This is a genomic window from Bradyrhizobium sp. ORS 86 (assembly GCF_045571475.1).
Lineage (GTDB): Bacteria > Pseudomonadota > Alphaproteobacteria > Rhizobiales > Xanthobacteraceae > Bradyrhizobium.
Genome location: NZ_CP120699.1, coordinates 4,895,323 through 4,912,846 on the forward strand (window position 1 = coordinate 4,895,323; position 17,524 = coordinate 4,912,846).

The 17,524-nt window shown below is 62.3% G+C and carries 15 protein-coding genes; 3 read left to right on the forward strand and 12 right to left on the reverse strand.

Annotated elements, in window-relative coordinates:
* The first annotated feature begins 138 nt into the window (after positions 1-138).
* Positions 139-3,507 (forward strand): ATP-binding protein, encoded by a 3,369-nt coding sequence (locus P6U25_RS22880; RefSeq protein ID WP_407147032.1) that lies wholly within the window; start codon positions 139-141, stop codon positions 3,505-3,507.
* Complete coding sequence (locus tag P6U25_RS22885) at positions 3,497-4,423, forward strand: response regulator (protein WP_407147033.1); 927 nt, start codon at positions 3,497-3,499, stop codon at positions 4,421-4,423. The genes P6U25_RS22880 and P6U25_RS22885 overlap by 11 nt, the downstream gene beginning before the upstream one ends.
* Before the next feature lie 161 nt (positions 4,424-4,584).
* On the opposite strand, the gene P6U25_RS22890 is transcribed toward P6U25_RS22885, so the two are convergent.
* Both P6U25_RS22890 and P6U25_RS22895 read right to left on the reverse strand, forming a co-directional pair.
* Entirely contained in the window at positions 4,585-6,198 is a 1,614-nt protein-coding gene (locus tag P6U25_RS22890; protein WP_407147034.1) for an L-lactate permease, read from the reverse strand.
* A gap of 418 nt (positions 6,199-6,616) precedes the next feature.
* Positions 6,617-7,870, reverse strand: a complete 1,254-nt coding sequence (locus P6U25_RS22895) for an ABC transporter substrate-binding protein (RefSeq protein WP_407147035.1) — start codon at positions 7,868-7,870, stop codon at positions 6,617-6,619.
* A gap of 258 nt (positions 7,871-8,128) precedes the next feature.
* On the opposite strand from P6U25_RS22895, the gene P6U25_RS22900 reads away from it, so the two are divergent.
* The gene (locus P6U25_RS22900; RefSeq protein ID WP_407147036.1) at positions 8,129-8,251 is read left to right on the forward strand and encodes a hypothetical protein; all 123 of its coding nucleotides are present in this window, start codon (positions 8,129-8,131) and stop codon (positions 8,249-8,251) included.
* A 37-nt stretch (positions 8,252-8,288) separates the two neighbouring features.
* Here the strand turns inward: P6U25_RS22900 and P6U25_RS22905 are convergent, their stop codons facing one another.
* The 10 genes from P6U25_RS22905 to P6U25_RS22950 form a co-directional block, all read right to left on the reverse strand.
* Positions 8,289-9,293, reverse strand: coding sequence for a formate dehydrogenase subunit gamma (locus P6U25_RS22905; RefSeq protein WP_407147037.1), 1,005 nt, complete (start codon positions 9,291-9,293; stop codon positions 8,289-8,291).
* A gap of 42 nt (positions 9,294-9,335) precedes the next feature.
* Entirely contained in the window at positions 9,336-9,932 is a 597-nt protein-coding gene (gene fdh3B / locus P6U25_RS22910) for a formate dehydrogenase FDH3 subunit beta (RefSeq protein ID WP_280972248.1), read from the reverse strand.
* 12 nt (positions 9,933-9,944) lie between these two features.
* Positions 9,945-12,893, reverse strand: coding sequence for a formate dehydrogenase subunit alpha (locus tag P6U25_RS22915; RefSeq protein ID WP_407147038.1), 2,949 nt, complete (start codon positions 12,891-12,893; stop codon positions 9,945-9,947).
* An 11-nt stretch (positions 12,894-12,904) separates the two neighbouring features.
* On the reverse strand, positions 12,905-13,114 hold the full coding sequence (locus P6U25_RS22920) for a twin-arginine translocation signal domain-containing protein (RefSeq protein WP_407147039.1): 210 nt from the start codon (positions 13,112-13,114) through the stop codon (positions 12,905-12,907).
* Between the two features lie 28 nt (positions 13,115-13,142).
* Positions 13,143-13,922, reverse strand: coding sequence for a molecular chaperone TorD family protein (locus tag P6U25_RS22925; protein ID WP_407152583.1), 780 nt, complete (start codon positions 13,920-13,922; stop codon positions 13,143-13,145).
* Between the two features lie 113 nt (positions 13,923-14,035).
* On the reverse strand, positions 14,036-14,686 hold the full coding sequence (locus tag P6U25_RS22930; RefSeq protein WP_407147040.1) for a DUF3306 domain-containing protein: 651 nt from the start codon (positions 14,684-14,686) through the stop codon (positions 14,036-14,038).
* Positions 14,683-15,198, reverse strand: a complete 516-nt coding sequence (locus P6U25_RS22935; RefSeq protein ID WP_407147041.1) for a DUF3305 domain-containing protein — start codon at positions 15,196-15,198, stop codon at positions 14,683-14,685. The genes P6U25_RS22930 and P6U25_RS22935 overlap by 4 nt, the downstream gene beginning before the upstream one ends.
* Positions 15,195-16,199, reverse strand: a complete 1,005-nt coding sequence (locus P6U25_RS22940) for a DUF6352 family protein (RefSeq protein ID WP_407147042.1) — start codon at positions 16,197-16,199, stop codon at positions 15,195-15,197. Before P6U25_RS22940 ends, P6U25_RS22935 begins: the two co-directional genes overlap by 4 nt.
* Positions 16,196-16,735, reverse strand: coding sequence for a DUF6505 family protein (locus P6U25_RS22945; RefSeq protein ID WP_407147043.1), 540 nt, complete (start codon positions 16,733-16,735; stop codon positions 16,196-16,198). The genes P6U25_RS22940 and P6U25_RS22945 overlap by 4 nt, the downstream gene beginning before the upstream one ends.
* Positions 16,732-17,418: a biotin/lipoate--protein ligase family protein gene (locus P6U25_RS22950; RefSeq protein ID WP_407147044.1), complete on the reverse strand. Its 687-nt coding sequence runs from the start codon at positions 17,416-17,418 to the stop codon at positions 16,732-16,734. The genes P6U25_RS22945 and P6U25_RS22950 overlap by 4 nt, the downstream gene beginning before the upstream one ends.
* Positions 17,419-17,524: the final 106 nt, after the last annotated feature.

The window sequence follows — 17,524 nt, forward strand, 5'->3', positions numbered from 1 at the left end:
GGGGAGAATTGCTCACTTTTGTGCACCGCACTGATACGCAAGATCGCGTATACGGCACCGCAAAATAGCGACGTAGATTTTGGTACGGGATTTGCTCCGCAACGGGAGCGGAGCATCACGGACCAGGAGCAAGAGCGAGTGGCAGGGCGGCAGCGGATTGACCGCGTCAGACGCCAGTACAACCAGTGGGTGGCAAACCAGACGCTGGAGGACTACGCGCTGCGCTTCACGGCCAAGAGCGCCCGGCGATGGTCGGCCGCCCGGGTCGCCAACACGGCGCTCGGCGCAATTTCCTTCCTCGCGCTGGAAGCGATCGGCGGCACCATCACGCTGAACTACGGCGCGATGAACGCGTCCGCAGCGATCCTGGTCGTCAGCGTCATCATCTTCCTGTGTGGGCTGCCGATCGCCTACCATGCCGCAAAATGCGGCATCGATATCGACCTGCTTACCCGCGGTGCGGGCTTCGGCTATATCGGCTCGACAATCACCTCGCTGATCTACGCCTCCTTCACCTTCATCTTCTTCGCGATCGAGGCGGTGATCCTCGCCAGCGCGCTCGATATGTGCTTCGGCATTCCGCGCCCGATCGGATATCTGATCAGCGCGGTCGTGATCATTCCGTTGGTGATCTATGGCATCACGCTCATCAGCCGCTTCCAGCTCTGGACCCAGCCGCTGTGGATCATTCTTCACATTATGCCGTTCGCGGCCATTGCCTGGGCCAATCCACATTCCTTCGCCGACTGGCGTAAGTTCGCCGGTGACCACGGCGATCCGACGGGCCATCTCGATCTCCTGCTGTTCGGCACGGCCGCCTCGGTCGTATTCGCGCTGGTGGCGCAGATCGGCGAGCAGGTCGACTTCCTGCGGTTCCTGCCGCGCGATCGCCGTACCTCGCGGAAGGCATGGTGGATCGCGCTGCTTAGCGCCGGTCCCGGCTGGATCGTACTCGGCGCGCTGAAGCTGCTCGCCGGCTCCTTCCTTGCCTTCTTCGCGCTGAGCCACGGCGTCTCCGCCGAGCGCGCCGCAGAGCCTGCGAGCATGTATCTCGAAGCCTTCCGCTACGTGCTGTCGCAGCCGGATCTGGCGATGGCGCTAACCGGAGCGTTCGTGATCCTGTCGCAGGTCAAGATCAACGTCACCAATGCCTATGCCGGCTCGATCGCCTGGTCGAACTTCTTCTCACGCCTCACCCACTCCCATCCCGGCCGTGTGGTGTGGCTGGTGTTCAATGTCGTCGTCGCGCTGCTGTTGATGGAAATCGGCGTCTACAAGACGCTGGAGCAGACGCTCGCGCTCTATTCCAACGTAGCGATCGCCTGGGTCGGCGCTCTGGTCGCCGATCTCGTCATCAACAAGCCGCTCGGCCTGCGCCCCCAGCACATCGAGTTCAAGCGCGCCCACCTCTGCGATATCAATCCGGTCGGCGTCGGCGCAATGACGATCGCGACCGTGGTCTCGATCAGCGCGTTCTATGGCCTGTTCGGACCGACCACGAAGGCGTTGTCGGCCTTCGTCGCCCTCGCGGTCGCATTCGTCGCGGCACCGCTGATCGCCTGGGCGACCGGCGGCAAGTACTACATCGCACGCAAGCCGAAACGGAGCTGGCAGAACCTGGAGTCGATCCAGTGCTGCATCTGCGAGCACACGTTCGAGCCTGAGGACATGGCCGCCTGCCCCGCCTATGCCGGCCCGATCTGCTCCTTGTGCTGCTCGCTCGACGCGCGCTGCCACGATCTCTGCAAGCCGGATGGGCGGATCGGTGCGCAGGTATCGGACGCCCTCGGCAAGGTGATGCCGCAGCCGATCTACGCCCGCATCAACTCGCAACTTGGGCATTATCTCGGCGTGTTCGCGATTTCCGCCGGACTCGTCGCGCTCGTGCTAGGGCTGATCTATCTACAGACCTCGGCGGCCGTGCATGCCGACGAACTGCTGGCCGACGTGCTGTGGAAGGTGTTCTTCGCGCTGACCTTGATCATCGGCGTGGTCGCGTGGCTGTTCGTTCTGGCACAACAGAGCCGACGCGCGGCGGAGGCGGAAACGCGGCGGCAGACCACGCTGCTGATCCAGGAGATCGACGCCCACAAACGCACCGACGCAGAGTTGCAGCGCGCCAAGGAGGTGGCGGAATCAGCCAATCTCGCCAAGAGCCGCTATGTCGTGGGTCTCAGCCACGAGCTACGCTCGCCGCTGAACGCGATCTCCGGCTACGCGCAATTGCTGGAGCAGGACGAGAGCATGCAGGCGAGGCCACGCGAGCAGGTACGCGTGGTCCGCCGCAGCGCCGACCACCTGTCGGGGCTGATCGACGGCATCCTGGACATCTCGAAGATCGAGGCCGGGCGTCTCTATCTTTCGCGCGACGAGGTGCGCTTGAGCGACTTCCTCGAACAGTTGGTCGGCATGTTCCGCCTGCAGGCCGCCGCCAAGGGCATCGACTTCGTGTTCAAGCGACCTGCCGTGCTCCCCGTCGTGGTTTATGCCGACGAGAAGCGGCTGCGACAGATCCTGATCAACCTGCTTTCGAACGCGATCAAATTCACCCAAGCCGGACAGGTGCAGTTTGTCGTGCATTACCGTAGCCCGGTCGCCGAGTTCGAGGTGATCGATACCGGGCCGGGGATTCAGCCCGATGATCTCGAACGGATTTTCGCACCTTTCGAGCGCGGCGCGCTCGGCGTCGCGCAGCCGCAAACCGGCACCGGCCTGGGCCTGACCATCAGCCGCCTACTCGCGGGCGTGATGGGCGGCGACATCAAGGTGGTCAGCACAGTGGGTGCCGGCAGCACGTTCCGTGTGAAACTGCTGCTCTCCGAGGTGACCAATCCACGGCGCGAGGCGCCGGTCGATGCGACCGTTTACGGTTACCATGGCCCGCGCAAGACCATCCTGATCACCGACGACGACCCGACACATCGCGACCTGCTGCGCGAGGTGCTGGCGCCGCTCGGCTTCATCCTGCTCAGCGCGCCCGACGGACCGGGCTGCCTTGCGCTCGCGCGGCATTGCCGGCCGGACCTGTTCCTGCTCGACATCTCCATGGCGGGCATGGACGGCTGGACCATCGCCGAAACCTTGCGCTCCGACGGGCATCACCAGGCCCGCATCCTGATGATTTCGGCAAGCGCGCTGGAGGCCCATGGCGCACCACTGGCCCAGCCATTCCACGACGGCTATTTGATGAAGCCGATCGACATCCCGCGGCTGCTCGAGACCATCCGCCAGTTGCTCAAGATCGAATGGCAGTATGAGCCCGAGCAAGCCCCTCCCCCCCAATGGAAGCCCGACAGCGCCGTCCATCCGCCGGTGAAATACGTCGAGGAGCTGATAAGCCTCGGGCAACTGGGTTACATCAGGGCGATCCAGCTCAAGCTTGACGAGATCGGCAATGAACATCCCGAACATGCCGACTTCGTCGCGCAGATGCGCACGCTGATCGACCGCTTCGACCTCGACCAATACATGGCGACCTTAAAGATATTGCACAGTTATGACCATTGACCAGAAGAAGCGTGACATCGCCCTCGTTGTTGACGATTCACCCGAAACATTGCGCTTGCTGACTGACGCGCTCGACGGCGCCGGCATGACAGTGATGGTCGCGCTCGACGGCGCCTCTGCAATGCGGATCGTCGAGCAGATCACCCCCGACATCGTGTTGCTGGATGCCGTGATGCCCGGCATCGACGGATTCGAGACCTGCAGGCGGCTGAAGCGCGACGCCGGGCTCGACGGTGTGCCGATCATCTTCATGACGGGACTGGCCGAAACCGAGCACATCGTCCGTGGGCTTGAGGCGGGCGGCGTCGACTATGTCACAAAACCGATCGTGGTCGAGCAGATGCTGGCGCGCATCCGTGTCCATCTCGCCAACGCGCGGATGACGTGGAGCGCCCGTGCGGCGCTGGACGTCTCCGGCCGCTATCTGCTTGCGGTCAACAGTGCCGGCGAGCTGCTGTGGGCGACACCGCAGGCGCAGAAACTGCTATCAGATACCCTCGTCGACGCCGCCGACAACTTCGCGCTGCCGGACCCGATGCCGCAATGGCTCGACCAGGCGCAAAAGGGCAAGTCGGACTCGAAGACGGCGACCGTGGCGTCGTTTCCCGGTCACGAACCACTCCGCCTGCAGTATATGGGTAAGCTCGGCCCGAACGAATTCCTGCTTCGGCTCGCCAAGGACACCAGCGGCGACGTGCCGACCGAGTTCTCCAGCGATCTCGGCCTGACCACGCGCGAGGGCGAGGTGTTGTCCTGGCTGTCCAAGGGCAAGACCAACCGCGACATTGCGCAAATCCTCGGCTTAAGCCCGCGCACCGTCGACAAGCATCTGGAGCAAATCTATGCGAAGCTTGGGGTCGATAATCGAACCGCCGCCGCTACGATCGCCGTCAACGCAAGACATCGCAAAACCTGACACGCCCGTTCGTGAAATCGGCTGCTCAGATGCTCGCTGGATTGTGCACCCTCGATGATCTTGCAAATTCCGGTCCGGTCTCGTCCAAAGTGGGGCGTAACCCGAACTCTCTGCTTGCTCGCGCCAGATCCGCTGGATTAGCCGAGATCGGTAACCTCTACTCAAACGGTCGCGATGCCTGGGAAGAACAGATAACAAGCGACTCCAATGAGCACGAGATAGACCAGCAGCACGAAAGTCCAGCCCATGTTATGCCGGATCACTGCACCTTCGTCGCGGACAAACCTTGTCGTCGAGACACCGACGCTAGCGGTTTGCGGTGCAACTGGTTTTCCGATCTCGGCTCCGACCGAGTTGAGCGTTGGCAAGATCAGCGGCGGGAAACCGAGCAGTTGACCGACCAACGCCTGGAACTTGCCGAACATTGCGTTGGTCGAGGTATTGCTGCCGGACAGCGCCACGCCGATCCACCCCAGAATTGGCGCAACGACAATGAACGCCACTCCGATCTCGGAGAACGCTTTCGCAAGCGAGCCCGCCATGCCGGAATAGTTGTAGACATACGCAAGTCCAAAAATGAACACGCCGACCAGGCACGCGCCCCACATTTGCCGCCAGCTCGTTTTCCAGATCTCCGCGAGCTGCCGACCGTTGATGCGCAAGAGCAGCGCAACGACGATCCAGGAGACGAGGATCGCGGTCCCGCCGACGCCGGGTTTGAAATCGAATGCAGCCGAGACGGTCGCTCCCTGGGTTACCGAGGACTGCGCGGTCACGGCGGCGTGGAGCCAGTTGATTGTCGGCAACCTTGACCACGGACCGGTCCATGCCACGACGACGACCACGAGCACGATGATCGGTAACCAGGCTTGCAATATTTCGCTCGCGCCAAGCTCGGAGTCGCGTTGGTTTTTCGGAAGCTCGCTGATCGCCAAGACCGTGCCGCCATAGCCAAGGACACGTCGGGGACGCCAAAACCTGAGCAGGACGAGCAACGCTGCGAAGCAGACGATCGCTCCGGTCACATCGGGCAAGTAAGGTCCGAGATAGACCGCGACGGGAAATTGGCCTGCGATGTAGCCCAAAGAGCCGACGATCGCGAGCGGCCAGCCGTCCCGGAAGCCATCCTTGCCGGCGACGAGATAGATGAGAAGCCATGGAGGCAACAAAGCCAGAATAGCCACGATATGGCCGACCGAGGCCGAAAGCGCCATCAACGGATAACCGGTGACAGCCGCAAGCGCTATGATTGGCGCGCCGAGCGCTCCGTACGAAACCGGCGCATTATTCGCGATCGCAGCCACGCGCACGGCGTCGAGGTCGGGTATTCCGAGTGTGATCAGTATGGGCGCGACGAACGCCCAGGGGTAGCCGAAGCCGACGAGCCCCTCGAGCAGCGCGCCAAGCGCCCATGCGAATAGCATGGTCTGAACGCGGACATCCTCAGTACCTTGGGAAATCAGCCATCGGCGGAATTTCTCGAAGGTGCCGGTCACCACGAGCGTGTTGAACAACATCACGCCCCAGAAAGTAATCCAGTCGACATTCCAGATGCCCGTCGCCGAACCATAGATATAGGCCAGAGCGCCGTTCCCAAGCGGCATCTTCCAGACCCACAGGCCGAGAAGGAACGTTACGATCGATCCGATCAACACGGCGAGCCATGCCGACACACGAAACACGGCGAGCAGAACCAGCAGGAGAATGACCGGGATCAGTGCCACGATCCAGGTGACGAAGAGATTTCCCGTGGGGTTGAGTATTTGTGAAAACATCGAAGGGATTCCTCAATTGATCCCAACGGGCGCCGCGCCGTGTGGCCTGACGGCGTACGTGGCTCACCCACCTGCCGCCTGAACGGAGCTGCCTCCCCGGCAGCCGCAAAGCAGTTCTCTCGCCGACGACTCAACGACTCGCTCACACAAGTCGTCGCATGTATCGGCTGTGAGGTCGACGTCACGCCGACTGCACAACGCGCGCCTTCCCTGTTGGTTCCAGCATCCAGCCTGCTTGAGCGATCTCCTGCTGAGCTGCTCAGGCGAGACTTGGATGCAGACCGCTGGCAACCCGTCTCTCCGCCTTGGCGGTGTGCGTGAGACATTCCCGTCGGTTGCACGCGCCGCAAGCAAGGACTCGCTCGCAACTGCCGACGTCGTTCTGGCATTCACGCCGCCTGCCGGCGGGACCGTGCGCCTACCTTGCCCCCGATTGCGAGGCGGCCTTCACCAGACTGCATGAGCCTTTCTCCTCGGCAAGTGGGCGGAATGCCTGATCAGCGGGGATCTTGGCGAGGACCTTGAAGTAATCATAAGGACTCTTCGACTCCGCCGGCTTCTTGACCTCGACCAAATACATGGCATGAACGGCCCGTCCGTCCTCGCGAACCATGGTGTTTCCAAAGAGCGGATCCTCGTAGCGGGTCGCCTTCATGGCCTCGACGACCTTCGCGCCGTCAGTCGCAGAGCCGGTCTTGGCGACGGCTTCGAGATAGTGAAGCAGCGAGGAATACACCCCGGCCTGAACCATGGTCGGATATTTTCCGCCGTTCCGGGCAGCGAAGCGTTTGGCGAACGCCCGAGTTTGATCGTTGAGGTCCCAGTAGAATGCCGTCGTCAACGTCAGGCCCTGTGCAGTCGGCAAGCCGAGGGCATGTACGTCGGTCAAGAAAACGAGAAGTCCGGCGAGCCGTTGCCCGCGTTGCACGATCCCGAACTCGGCGGCCTGCTTGACCGAATTGATGGTGTCACCGCCGGCGTTGGCAAGCCCAATGACTTGCGCCTTTGAGCCTTGTGCCTGCAGCAAATAGGAGGAGAAATCGGCCGTGTTCAGCGGGTGGCGCACAGCGCCGAGTACCTTGCCGCCGGCCGCTTCCACGACGGCCGCCGTATCGCGCTCAAGGGCATGGCCGAAGGCGTAGTCCGCGGTCACGAAAAACCAGGTCTTGCCGCCCTGCCGTACGATCGCGCCGCCGGTTCCGTGCGCGAGTGTCCACGTATCATAGGTCCAGTGCACAGTATTGGGCGAGCATTGCTTGTCAGTCAGATCGGAATCGGCTGCTCCCGAGACGAGAAAGACGCCGTTCTTCTCGCGCGTCACGTTGCTGACCGCCAGCGCAACCGCCGAGTTGGGTACGTCGGCAACAGCATTGACGTGCTCCGTGTCGAACCACCTGCGAGCAATCGCTGATCCGATGTCAGGCTTGTTCTGATGATCGGCGGAAACGATCTCGACCTTCATGTGATGATTTTCAGGATTGAAGTCCTCGACCGCCATTTGCGCGGCAGCAACGGATCCAGGTCCGCCGATATCGGCGTAGAGCCCGGACATGTCGCTAAGGACGCCGATCTTGACGGTGAGTGAGGTATTGCTGCTCGGCTGCTGCGCCGGCGCCGACGTGGTGAAGAGCGCAATGGTCAACGGCATCACCAACGTGATTGCAGCTCTCATCTTCCGTCTCCCTCGTGAGAGCGCCCCCACACAGGTTCTGTTTAGATGAACGCTGTTCGGCCCTCTTTTGATCCTTTGGCATAAAGTCGGATCAGCCACGCCGGCTGCCGAAGCACCCTGGCCTCACCAGAGGCCAGATTATGCTGATCCGTGCGCCGAGCCTGAGCAGCGTACGGCGACGCAAGCAGACAACGCTGTTCGCAGCGAGCCGTTTTGTGTAGACTCCCACGGCATCTTGATCCCTTTGGGAGAACTGCAATGAAAGCCTTCTTGCTCGCCTGCGCGGCCGCCATCGCCGTGGCAGCGGTCGCGGCCGCGGTTCTCAGCCGTGTGCAGGAGCCCGTCGAACAGGCCTTCGCGACGACAGGCGTGCGCCTTTAGCGAATGTACGCTGAACGGCTAGGCCTGCGCGTCTCGCCTACTCTGCTGCAGTCGCGGAGGGCTGGGGCCGTGCACCGCCTGCGCCGGTACGCGCATTTTCCTGTTCGAGCCAGAGGCTGTGATGCTCCCTGGCCCAGTTGACATCGACGGTGCCGCTGCCCATCGCCTCGAACGCACCTTCCATGCCGATCGTGCCGATATAGATATGCGCGAGCATCACGGCGATGAAAAGCATCGCAACGATGGAGTGGACCACCTGCGCGAGCTGCATCCCCTCGATATCCGACAGATAGAAGGGAAACATCAGGTTGTACCCGGTAGCCGCCACCAGCGCTCCGCCGATTATCACGACCCAATAGATCGCTTTCTGTCCGGCATTGAAACGGTAGGCCGGCGGCTGATCGTGACCAACGATGCCGCCCCCGCGCTTCAGCCAATCGATGTCCGCCTTATTCGGGATATTCCCTGAGATCCACATCAGGAAAATCAACACGACGCCGATCGTGAAGGGGAAGCTCAGGTAGTTGTGCGCGTATTTCGCCCACTGCGACCACGTGGAGAACGCCTCGTGGCCGATCAACGGCAACAGCAATGGACGGCCAAAGCTGATGTTCAATCCGGAAATCGCCAGTACGATGAAGCAAGTCGCAGTCATCCAATGCACGAAGCGCTCGAACGCCGTAAACCGCACGATGGTTCGGCCGGAGCGACCGTGCTCCAGTCGCACCATGCCGCGGGCGAGATAGAAGATGATCAGCACAGCCAGCATGCCAAGAATTGAGATGCCGCCAATCCAGGGCAGCGCGACGTTCCGGAACTCCCGCCATTCGCGGCCCGCCGGCTGCTCAAGCAGTCCGGATTTCTCATCGGGAATGCTGACGCGCCCCTGGACCCGGTTCAGTTCTTGCAGCAGTTGTTGCTCCTTGACCGAACTGGCGGTCGGGTTGACCTGCTGGGCCATCGACGGTGAAGCTGCAGCGACGAACAGCACCAGCGCCGCCGCGCCGATGGCGAGCCGAATAAATCGTGCAACACACGCCATACCTTCCTCCCGATTTTGACGCGACAGCAAACGGTCGCGCCGTCAGGACTCGATCGTCTCGCGATAAGCGGTCTTCCAGCCCCAGGCACCGGAGCCGTAGCCGCGCTTCATCACCCGCTCCTTGTAAATCTGGGCGATGATCTCGCCGTCGCCTGCAAGCAGCGACTTGGTTGAGCACATCTCGGCGCAAAGCGGCAGCTTGCCCTCGGCCAGACGGTTCGCGCCATATTTCTCGTACTCCTCCTTGCTGCCGTCCGCTTCCGGACCGCCGGCGCAGAAGGTGCATTTGTCCATTTTGCCCCGCGAGCCGAAATTGCCGACCTTCGGGTACTGCGGCGCTCCGAACGGACACGCGTAGAAGCAATATCCGCACCCGATGCACAAATCCTTCGAATGAAGCACAACGCCGTCGGCGGTGGTGTAGATGCAGTTCACCGGGCAGACTGCCGCGCACGGCGCGTCGGTACAGTGCATGCAGGCCATCGAGATCGAACGCTCACCGGGTTTGCCGTCATTGATGGTGACGACGCGGCGCCGATTGATTCCCCAAGGCACCTCGTGCTCGTTCTTGCAGGCGGTGACGCAGGCATTGCACTCGATGCAACGGTCGGCGTCGCAGAGGAATTTCATACGTGCCATGGTCGTTGCTCCCTATGCTGCCGCGATTTGGCAGAGCGTCACTTTGGGCTCCTGCATGCCGGTCGCCGGATCGTAGCCGTAGGTGGTGATCGTGTTCGCGCTTTCGCCGAGCACGATCGGATCGGTACCTTTCGGATAATTGCCACGGAGGTCCTTGCCTGCGAACCAGCCGCCGAAGTGGAATGGCATCCAGGCAACGCCTTTGCCGACACGGTCGGTCACCAGTGCCTTCATCCTGGCGCGCGAATTGTTCTCAGCGCCCGTGACCCAAACCCAGCCGCCGTCCTTGATCCCGCGGTCGGCCGCATCGGCAGGATTGATCTCGATGAACATGTCCTGCTGCAGCTCGGCAAGCCACGGGTTGGTGCGCGTCTCCTCGCCGCCGCCCTCGTACTCGACGAGACGGCCCGAGGACAGGATGAGCGGGAATTGCTTGGCGATTCCCTTCTCCACCGCGGCCTTTTGCACGGAAAAGCCGATATTCGGCATCCTGAATTGCTTGGCATCGGGCAGCGTCGGATATTTCGCGACCAGATCGACGCGCGGCGTGTAGATCGGCTCGCGATGAACCGGAATGGGATCGGGCAGCCCGAATGCATTCATGCGCGCCTTGCCGTTGCCGTACGGCACGCAGCCGTGCTTCAGCGCGACCCGCTGGATGCCGCCGGACACGTCGAGTGACCACGACACCGCATCCGGGTTGGCGGAGTTTATCTTGGTGATGGTGGCCATTTCAGCTTCGGTCAGGTCCTTGTCCCAGCCGAGCTTCTTCAGGCTCGCCAGCGTGAATTCCGGATAGCCGTCCTGGATCTCCGAGTCCTTGGAATAGGATCCTTCGGCAAGCAGGCTTACCTTCCGGGTCGTGCCGTCGGCGAGTTTCTCCTCCCGTTCGATGCCGAAGCGCGGGCGGAATGTGCCGCCGCCGTCCATCACACTGAGATTGGTGTTGTAGAGCAATGGAGTGCCGGGATGCCGCACCTCGGGCGAACCCCAGCACGGCCATGGCAGTCCGTAATAGTCACCGCCGACTTCCGGAGCGTCCTTCGGCGCGCGCATGGTCAGCATGTCGAACTTGGCCTGGTTCCTCATATGCGCCTTGAGCCGCTCGGGCGACTGCCCGCAATAGCCGGTCGACCAACTGCCGCGGTTCATTTCCCGAAGCACGTCCTCGGCCTCCGGCAGATTGTTCTCGACCTTGATGTTCTTGAACATCTTGTCGGCGAAACCGCACTTCTTCGCCATCAGGTAAATGACCTCGAGGTCATCCTTGGACTCGAAAACCGGCTTTACGATCTGCTCGCCCCACTGCAATGAGCGGTTCGAGGCGACCCGCGAACCCTTGCACTCGAATTGCGTAGCGACCGGAAGAAGATAGAGGCCATCCCTGCGTCCGGCCTCCACCGCCAGCGATGCCCAGGTGGTCGGATGCGGGTCGGCGACGACAAGCAGTTCGAGCGCCTTCAGGCCCTGCAGGGATTCTGGAATGCGCGTGATGCTGTTGCTGGCGTGCCCCTGCACGAAGATCGCCCGCACATTATCCTTCTGCGCAACCTGGTCTTTCGGCAGTATCACCGCTTCGAACCACCGGGTGAGCGGGATGCCGGGGGTCTCCATGATCTGCTTGGAGTCGAAGCGCGACTTCAGGAAGTCGTAGTCGACTTCCCAAACGCGCGCCCAATGCTTCCACGCGCCTTCGGCAAGGCCGTAATAGAATGGCAGGGTGACGATATCGAGCCCGACATCGGTCGCTCCCTGCACGTTGTCATGGCCGCGGAAGATGTTGGCGCCCGTGCCGGGCTTGCCGACGTTGCCGGTCAACAGCAATGCAATGCAGCTCGCCCGCACGTTTGCGGTGCCGACCGTCTTCTGGGTTTGGCCCATGGCCCAGATCAGAGTGGCGGGCTTCTCCGTGGCCAGCATCTTGGCGACGCGCTTGAGCTGCTCGCCGGGAACGCCACTGACGCGCTCAACTTCTTCCGGATTCCACTTTTCTATTTCCTTCCGGAGATCATCGAAGCCATAGACCCGCTGCTTGATGAATTCCTTGTCCTCCCACCCGTTCTGGATGATGTGCCACATCATGCCGTAGAGCACAGGAATATCCGTGCCCGGCCGCATCCGCACATATTCGGTCGCGTGCGCCGCGGTACGCGTCAGCCGCGGATCGATGACGACAAGGTTGGCCTTTTGCATCTCCTTGCCCTCGAGGAGATGCTGCAACGATACGGGATGGGCCTCAGCGGGATTGCCGCCCATGATGATTTGGGTCTTGGCATTGCGGATGTCGTTGAAGCTATTGGTCATCGCGCCGTAGCCCCAAGTGTTGGCGACGCCGGTGACGGTCGTTGAATGGCAGATGCGTGCCTGATGGTCGGTGTTGTTGGTCCCCCAGAACGCACCGAGCTTGCGAAACAGATACGAGCCCTCATTGGTCATCTTGGCTGATCCGAGCCAATAGACCGAATCGGGGCCCGACTTCTCGCGAATTTCGAACAGCTTGTCGCCGATCTCGTTGATCGCGGTGTCCCAGGAGATGCGCGTCCACTGTCCGCCCACGAGCTTCATCGGGTAGCGGAGCCGGCGTTCGCTATGCACGAGCTCACGCACCGAGGCGCCCTTCGCGCAATGCGATCCGCGATTGATCGGAGAATCCCAACTCGGCTCCTGGCCGATCCAAACCCCGTTCAGCACCTCAGCGGTCACGGTGCATCCAACGGAGCAATGTGTACAAACGTTCTTGCGAACAGTCGCTCCCGAGGTCAGGGGGCCCGCCACCGCCGCATTCGCTTTGCGGACGCTGCCGATCGGCAACGTTCCCAACGCGGCAAGCGCGCCGCCGGCAAGGCCGGACCGGCGCAGAAAGGTACGGCGGTCGAGACCATCGGTTTGGCCGGACAAGCCTGCCGCGATTGATCCTCGTGAAGCCCCTTCGGAACGCTGTTGTGTTCTCCTGATCAGCACGACCGCCTCCCTCAGCCAGGGTAACGATTGACGCGGTAGTAGGCTTTCACGTGGTCGGTTTCCTTGTAGCGCGGCTTGCGCTTCTCGTCGTCCGACTCGCTGTCGGCGTGCGCCGAAGTCGTCAAAGGTGTCGCCAGCGTTGCTCCGGCGCCGGCGGCGCCGAGGCTGAGCTTGCGAAGAAAGTCGCGGCGACCGACGGTCGTTCTCTTGCTGTCTCTCATCGCGCTTCTCCTGGACCAGCAGCGCCGATCAGTTGGCGAACGTGAAAGCTTTCGATTCTATTTCCAGAAAGACGCGTCCAAGCGTGCCGACTGACCGGTAGAACCTGGCGCTTTTCGCCTTCTCCATGTCGGCGAACAAACGTCCCATCCAGCACGACAGATGCTTCTCGAAGAAGGTGCGCTGTGCTTGCTGCGATGCTCGGAGGCGGCCGCTTATGACGCCCGCCATGATCTCGCACAGCGTCGCCGCGTGATCCTCTGGCTCACAACTGTTCTCCACCCGTTCGATGCCGAGCGCAGCGAGATCGTCGCGTAGGCGCGACAGCGGACGTTCGTTGAGGAAGCCAGTCAGGTAATAGGAAGCGTAAGGCAGCAGTTCGCCACGGCCGAGACCGACGAACAAATCAAAAAATTCGCGCTCGACTTCGAATGCGGTCGCGATCGATGCGGCGTCTGCCAGGGTTGCATGAGCGCGGCCGAGCGGCGTCGTATCACCCTTGAGCTGCGCGATTTGATCCAGCAGTGCGGCCGGCGGTGCTGACGAGAGCAAGCTCGCGAGCAGCGCGTATTCCCGCGCGCGATCCGCATCGATCGGATCAACCGAATCGTTCGTTACGACTGGCTCGCTGTAGAGATCCGGACGAAGCACCTTGCGCGATATGCCGGTTGCGCCTTCGACCGCAATGATGCGCTGCGCGGGCACCCTGTTCCAGTTCGACACCGAGGGCTGCGCAATACCGATTTTCCGGGCAAGCTGGGCAACGCCGCCCGCCGCATCGATGGCACGTTCAAGGCCTGCATCGCGCACGCTGACCTCCCCATCCTCGGGGTCAATTGCGTTTGCACACCAAAGATTACGACGCACCTCGCAAGGCGGTCAATCAAGGAGCATAGCTTCCGGCTATCGCACTTAGTCGCAGTCTACCGGGGTAACGCTCCGCCATGTGTGCGACGCAGAAGAGGAGCTTGTTCGCCCGGAGCCAGCGGTTGCGATGCAGCAGGCTCCGAGGACCGGCCAGTCACTGCGTACTCACCCTGCGGCCGAGGATCCGTGGTCGCTTTCGCCGCGTTTGACGCTTGCGCGGGGCCGATTTCCTCCCCAGCCGGCCGCCCGGCACCTTCCTCTCCGGGCTGACCAGCGAGGTTCTCGGCGGTCTCTATCACGCCGCCAATGACGCGGCGAACCAGTGCGTCAACCCGCTCGGGCGAATAGTCCAGAGGACCGAAGCCAGCCATGGCGTTCGGGTCATTGAAGTCCCAAGCGTTTTCTGCCAATCCGAGGAAATCGCGAATGGCGGGATCAGCGCTCCATGCGCGACGAAGCGCCGCGCGGCTCAACTCCTGCGGAATGCCTTTGCGCAGGAAGGCGGTGATGTCGGTGGTTGCATCGATAGCTTCAATTGGGGGCAAGTCCGGAAATTCCGTCTCGGCAGGACTTGGCGCTGGCGCGACACGGTCGAGCGGCGTCGATCCTTGCGCCTGAGAAGGTTGTTCCGGCACGGGTTCAGCGCGCTCGGCCTTTGCCTCTTGCTTGCGACGCGACCAACGCGCCAGAAATTCCTCATCGCTCATTTCGTACCCCCTTCGGGGTAACGACGCGCGAGCGCCTCCGGATCGGCGCGCCGCCGCTCGCGCTTGACGAACTCCGTGTCGACGTGGTGCTCGGCGACGAAACATTCAATCGCCTCACGCAGCGTCTCAGGCATCGGCACTGCGTCGACCAGATTGTCGCCCGCCTCTGTGAATGCTTCGCCCTCCGCGGGGTCCGCGGTGACGGCCGAAACGGCGTAGGGCCGGGCGCCTCCTGAAGGAGTCAATACGATCCAGATGCTGGGCGCACCGCTCGCAACGTTATCACGGTAGCGCGCGGTTTCCGAACGATAGAGGTCGACCGTCGCGCTCCCGGCATAGAACAGGGTCGTTCCCTCCTGCTCCCGTAGAACAGTCCACGGTGTCATTTTCGGTTCATCCGGCAATACGCCGGTGCCGCGCCAGACAAAATCGATCCATGTTGAATCCGCTTTTCGCCGCTCAACCACGACGCCGACCGGAATGCGCAGAGCTGGAACGACCGCTGGGCTCACGTTGCGGCCTCCAGGTGTCTGATCGGCAACCCCGTCAACAGATTCTGCGGCTTCATTCGCACCAACTGATCCGAGCTCATTGCCAGGATCAAATGGACCGGCTCGCGCCCCACCGCATCGACAACCAGGTCCCCCTCAGGAAAGGTAAGTTGAAACAGCGCCAGCACACGGCCCGCGGTGCGTTCATCCAGCGTCTCTCCATGCCAAAGCCGGTCGCCTATCCGGGTGGCTTCTATATCTAGGCCAACATACCAGGACAGGCTTGCGTCGCGCACGGCGGTGAGCGGTTCGATGGCGACGTCGACTCCGAGCAAATGAGAAATCCATAGCCTCATGGCGTCGGCGAGCGCAGCCGGCCCCCGCGTCCCGCCGGTGAAATCCAGCGCAAGATCAAACTGATCGCTGCGCCGCCAATAGGTGTCGGCATTCCCCGCGTTCAATATTTCGAGCTCGGCGCTCGTTGCCCCCAGCATCGATATCAGCGATAGCACCGGCGTCACATTGGGCCCGCCAATGACTTCCTCGTCACCCAGCAGCAGCACATGTTCGTGCGGCACGATACGTTGCGGCCGGAAGAACAGCTCGGCCGCGCGCAGCACGAACGGATCCTCACAGCCATCAAGCGCATTTCGCAGGATCACGTGAGCGAGGTGGTTCACAAACAGCGGCGGCAAGTTGACGGATCCTGACCGAACCAACGCGAGATAGGCCGCTTCCAGCGTAGGCTCACGCAGTAGAAGCTTGCGAAGCGCCAGTACGAATTGCCAGTTCTCCCGTGCATCCGCATCGGCGATCGCGGCGACCTCCTCCGCAGCCACGGCCCGGCGCGGGTCAGCGAGCAGCTCTTGGTGCAGCATGCGTTCGACCGCGCAAGCACCCTCCGGCGGCATGAGCTCTGGACGTGCGAAATAGGCCCTCAGGAACTCGTCGGTCACCACGAGCCCGCCATTTGGATGGCGATCAAGCAGGTGGTGACCGCAGGCGATCCAGAAATCCTTCATCGGCGGCGCTGCTCCTCGCCCATCTTCGCCAGATCAAGAGTGCTGTCAGGCTCGATCTCCTCCTCGATTTCCATGAACGAGAACGCCTTGCCGTGACGCTGGCCTTCACGCAGTTGCAATCTGCGGAACGACTCACGGATCTCGCCATCGCGCGCTGCGCGGTGGACCCCAACCAGCGCACCGATGGGATGCGTGCAGAGCGACTGCGCAAAGGCGACCTCCTCTTCGGCGGCCAGGCGTGCGGTTGCAAGATCCGGCGCGCCGAACCGCTCGACAAGCCGGCTCGCAAGGAGTTCCACCAACGTCCGGCGATCCTCCTCGGTCGCATGGACGATTTGCGCTAGCGTCGACCAGCCCCAGGACCGCACTCCGAGAAAACCGCTGCGGAACGCCGACCGCTCTTTGCCGCCCAGCCTCGCCGGATCCCGGTCGCAAAATCGGAACGCGCCCGACACCGCCCAATCGCCCGGGTCAGCCGGCACGTCGAACACGAAAGCGTCGGACGGATCGAGCGCGATGGTGCGCAGGAGTTTCACAAACGCGGTCCTCCAAGTTTCGGATCAAGCCACGAAGGTAACAGCAAGTCCCGCTTCAACTCGCGCCGATCGGCTCTGCTTGTCCCGATCCGGCGCACCAGAAGGTCGCCATTGTCATCGACAACGCAGCAGGCCTGCCATTCGCGCATCAGCCGGCTCAGGAACTCGCGTGCGATGCGGTCGAATCCGTCGGTTTGCCAGATGTCGAGAGCACGCATCAGATGCCGCGCAAAGCTCTCCGTCACCTGAACCGCACCGGCCTCGCCAAACCCCTCCTGATCCAATGCGGAAGCGAGCGGATGCACGCCGGCTTCCCTATCGGTCATCGCCACCGTGCGGATCATCGCGCCGAACACCAACCAACGCGGCGGCTCTTCTTCCCTCGTGCGTGGGGGCCAGCCGAGCCGCCCGCCACCAACAAGGCCGCCATCGACCCGGATCGCGTCGGGCCAGTCGATCGCGACCTCCTTGTTCGGCGGTGCATAGGCGCGCAGGGCGTCGGTCAGCGCGACTATTCCCGCGTAGAAGGCGCGGCGCGCGCTGCGCAGGGGCTCGCCGGGCTCGAGCACAACTGCGAACTCGGCAACATCGAACCGTCCGACATAGGTCAGCGTCCCTGCCCCGCTTTCCTCGGCGATATCGATGGCGTGGGCAAAGGCGTCACGATTCTCGCGCAGCCGCACCAGTGTGAATGGCGGCGGCAGATTAATCGGCTCCGCGATCGCGGAGTGCCTAGGGGCCGTCGGTATCAGTCGGACCTCCAGCTTCCTTTTCTTCTCTTGTAAGAAT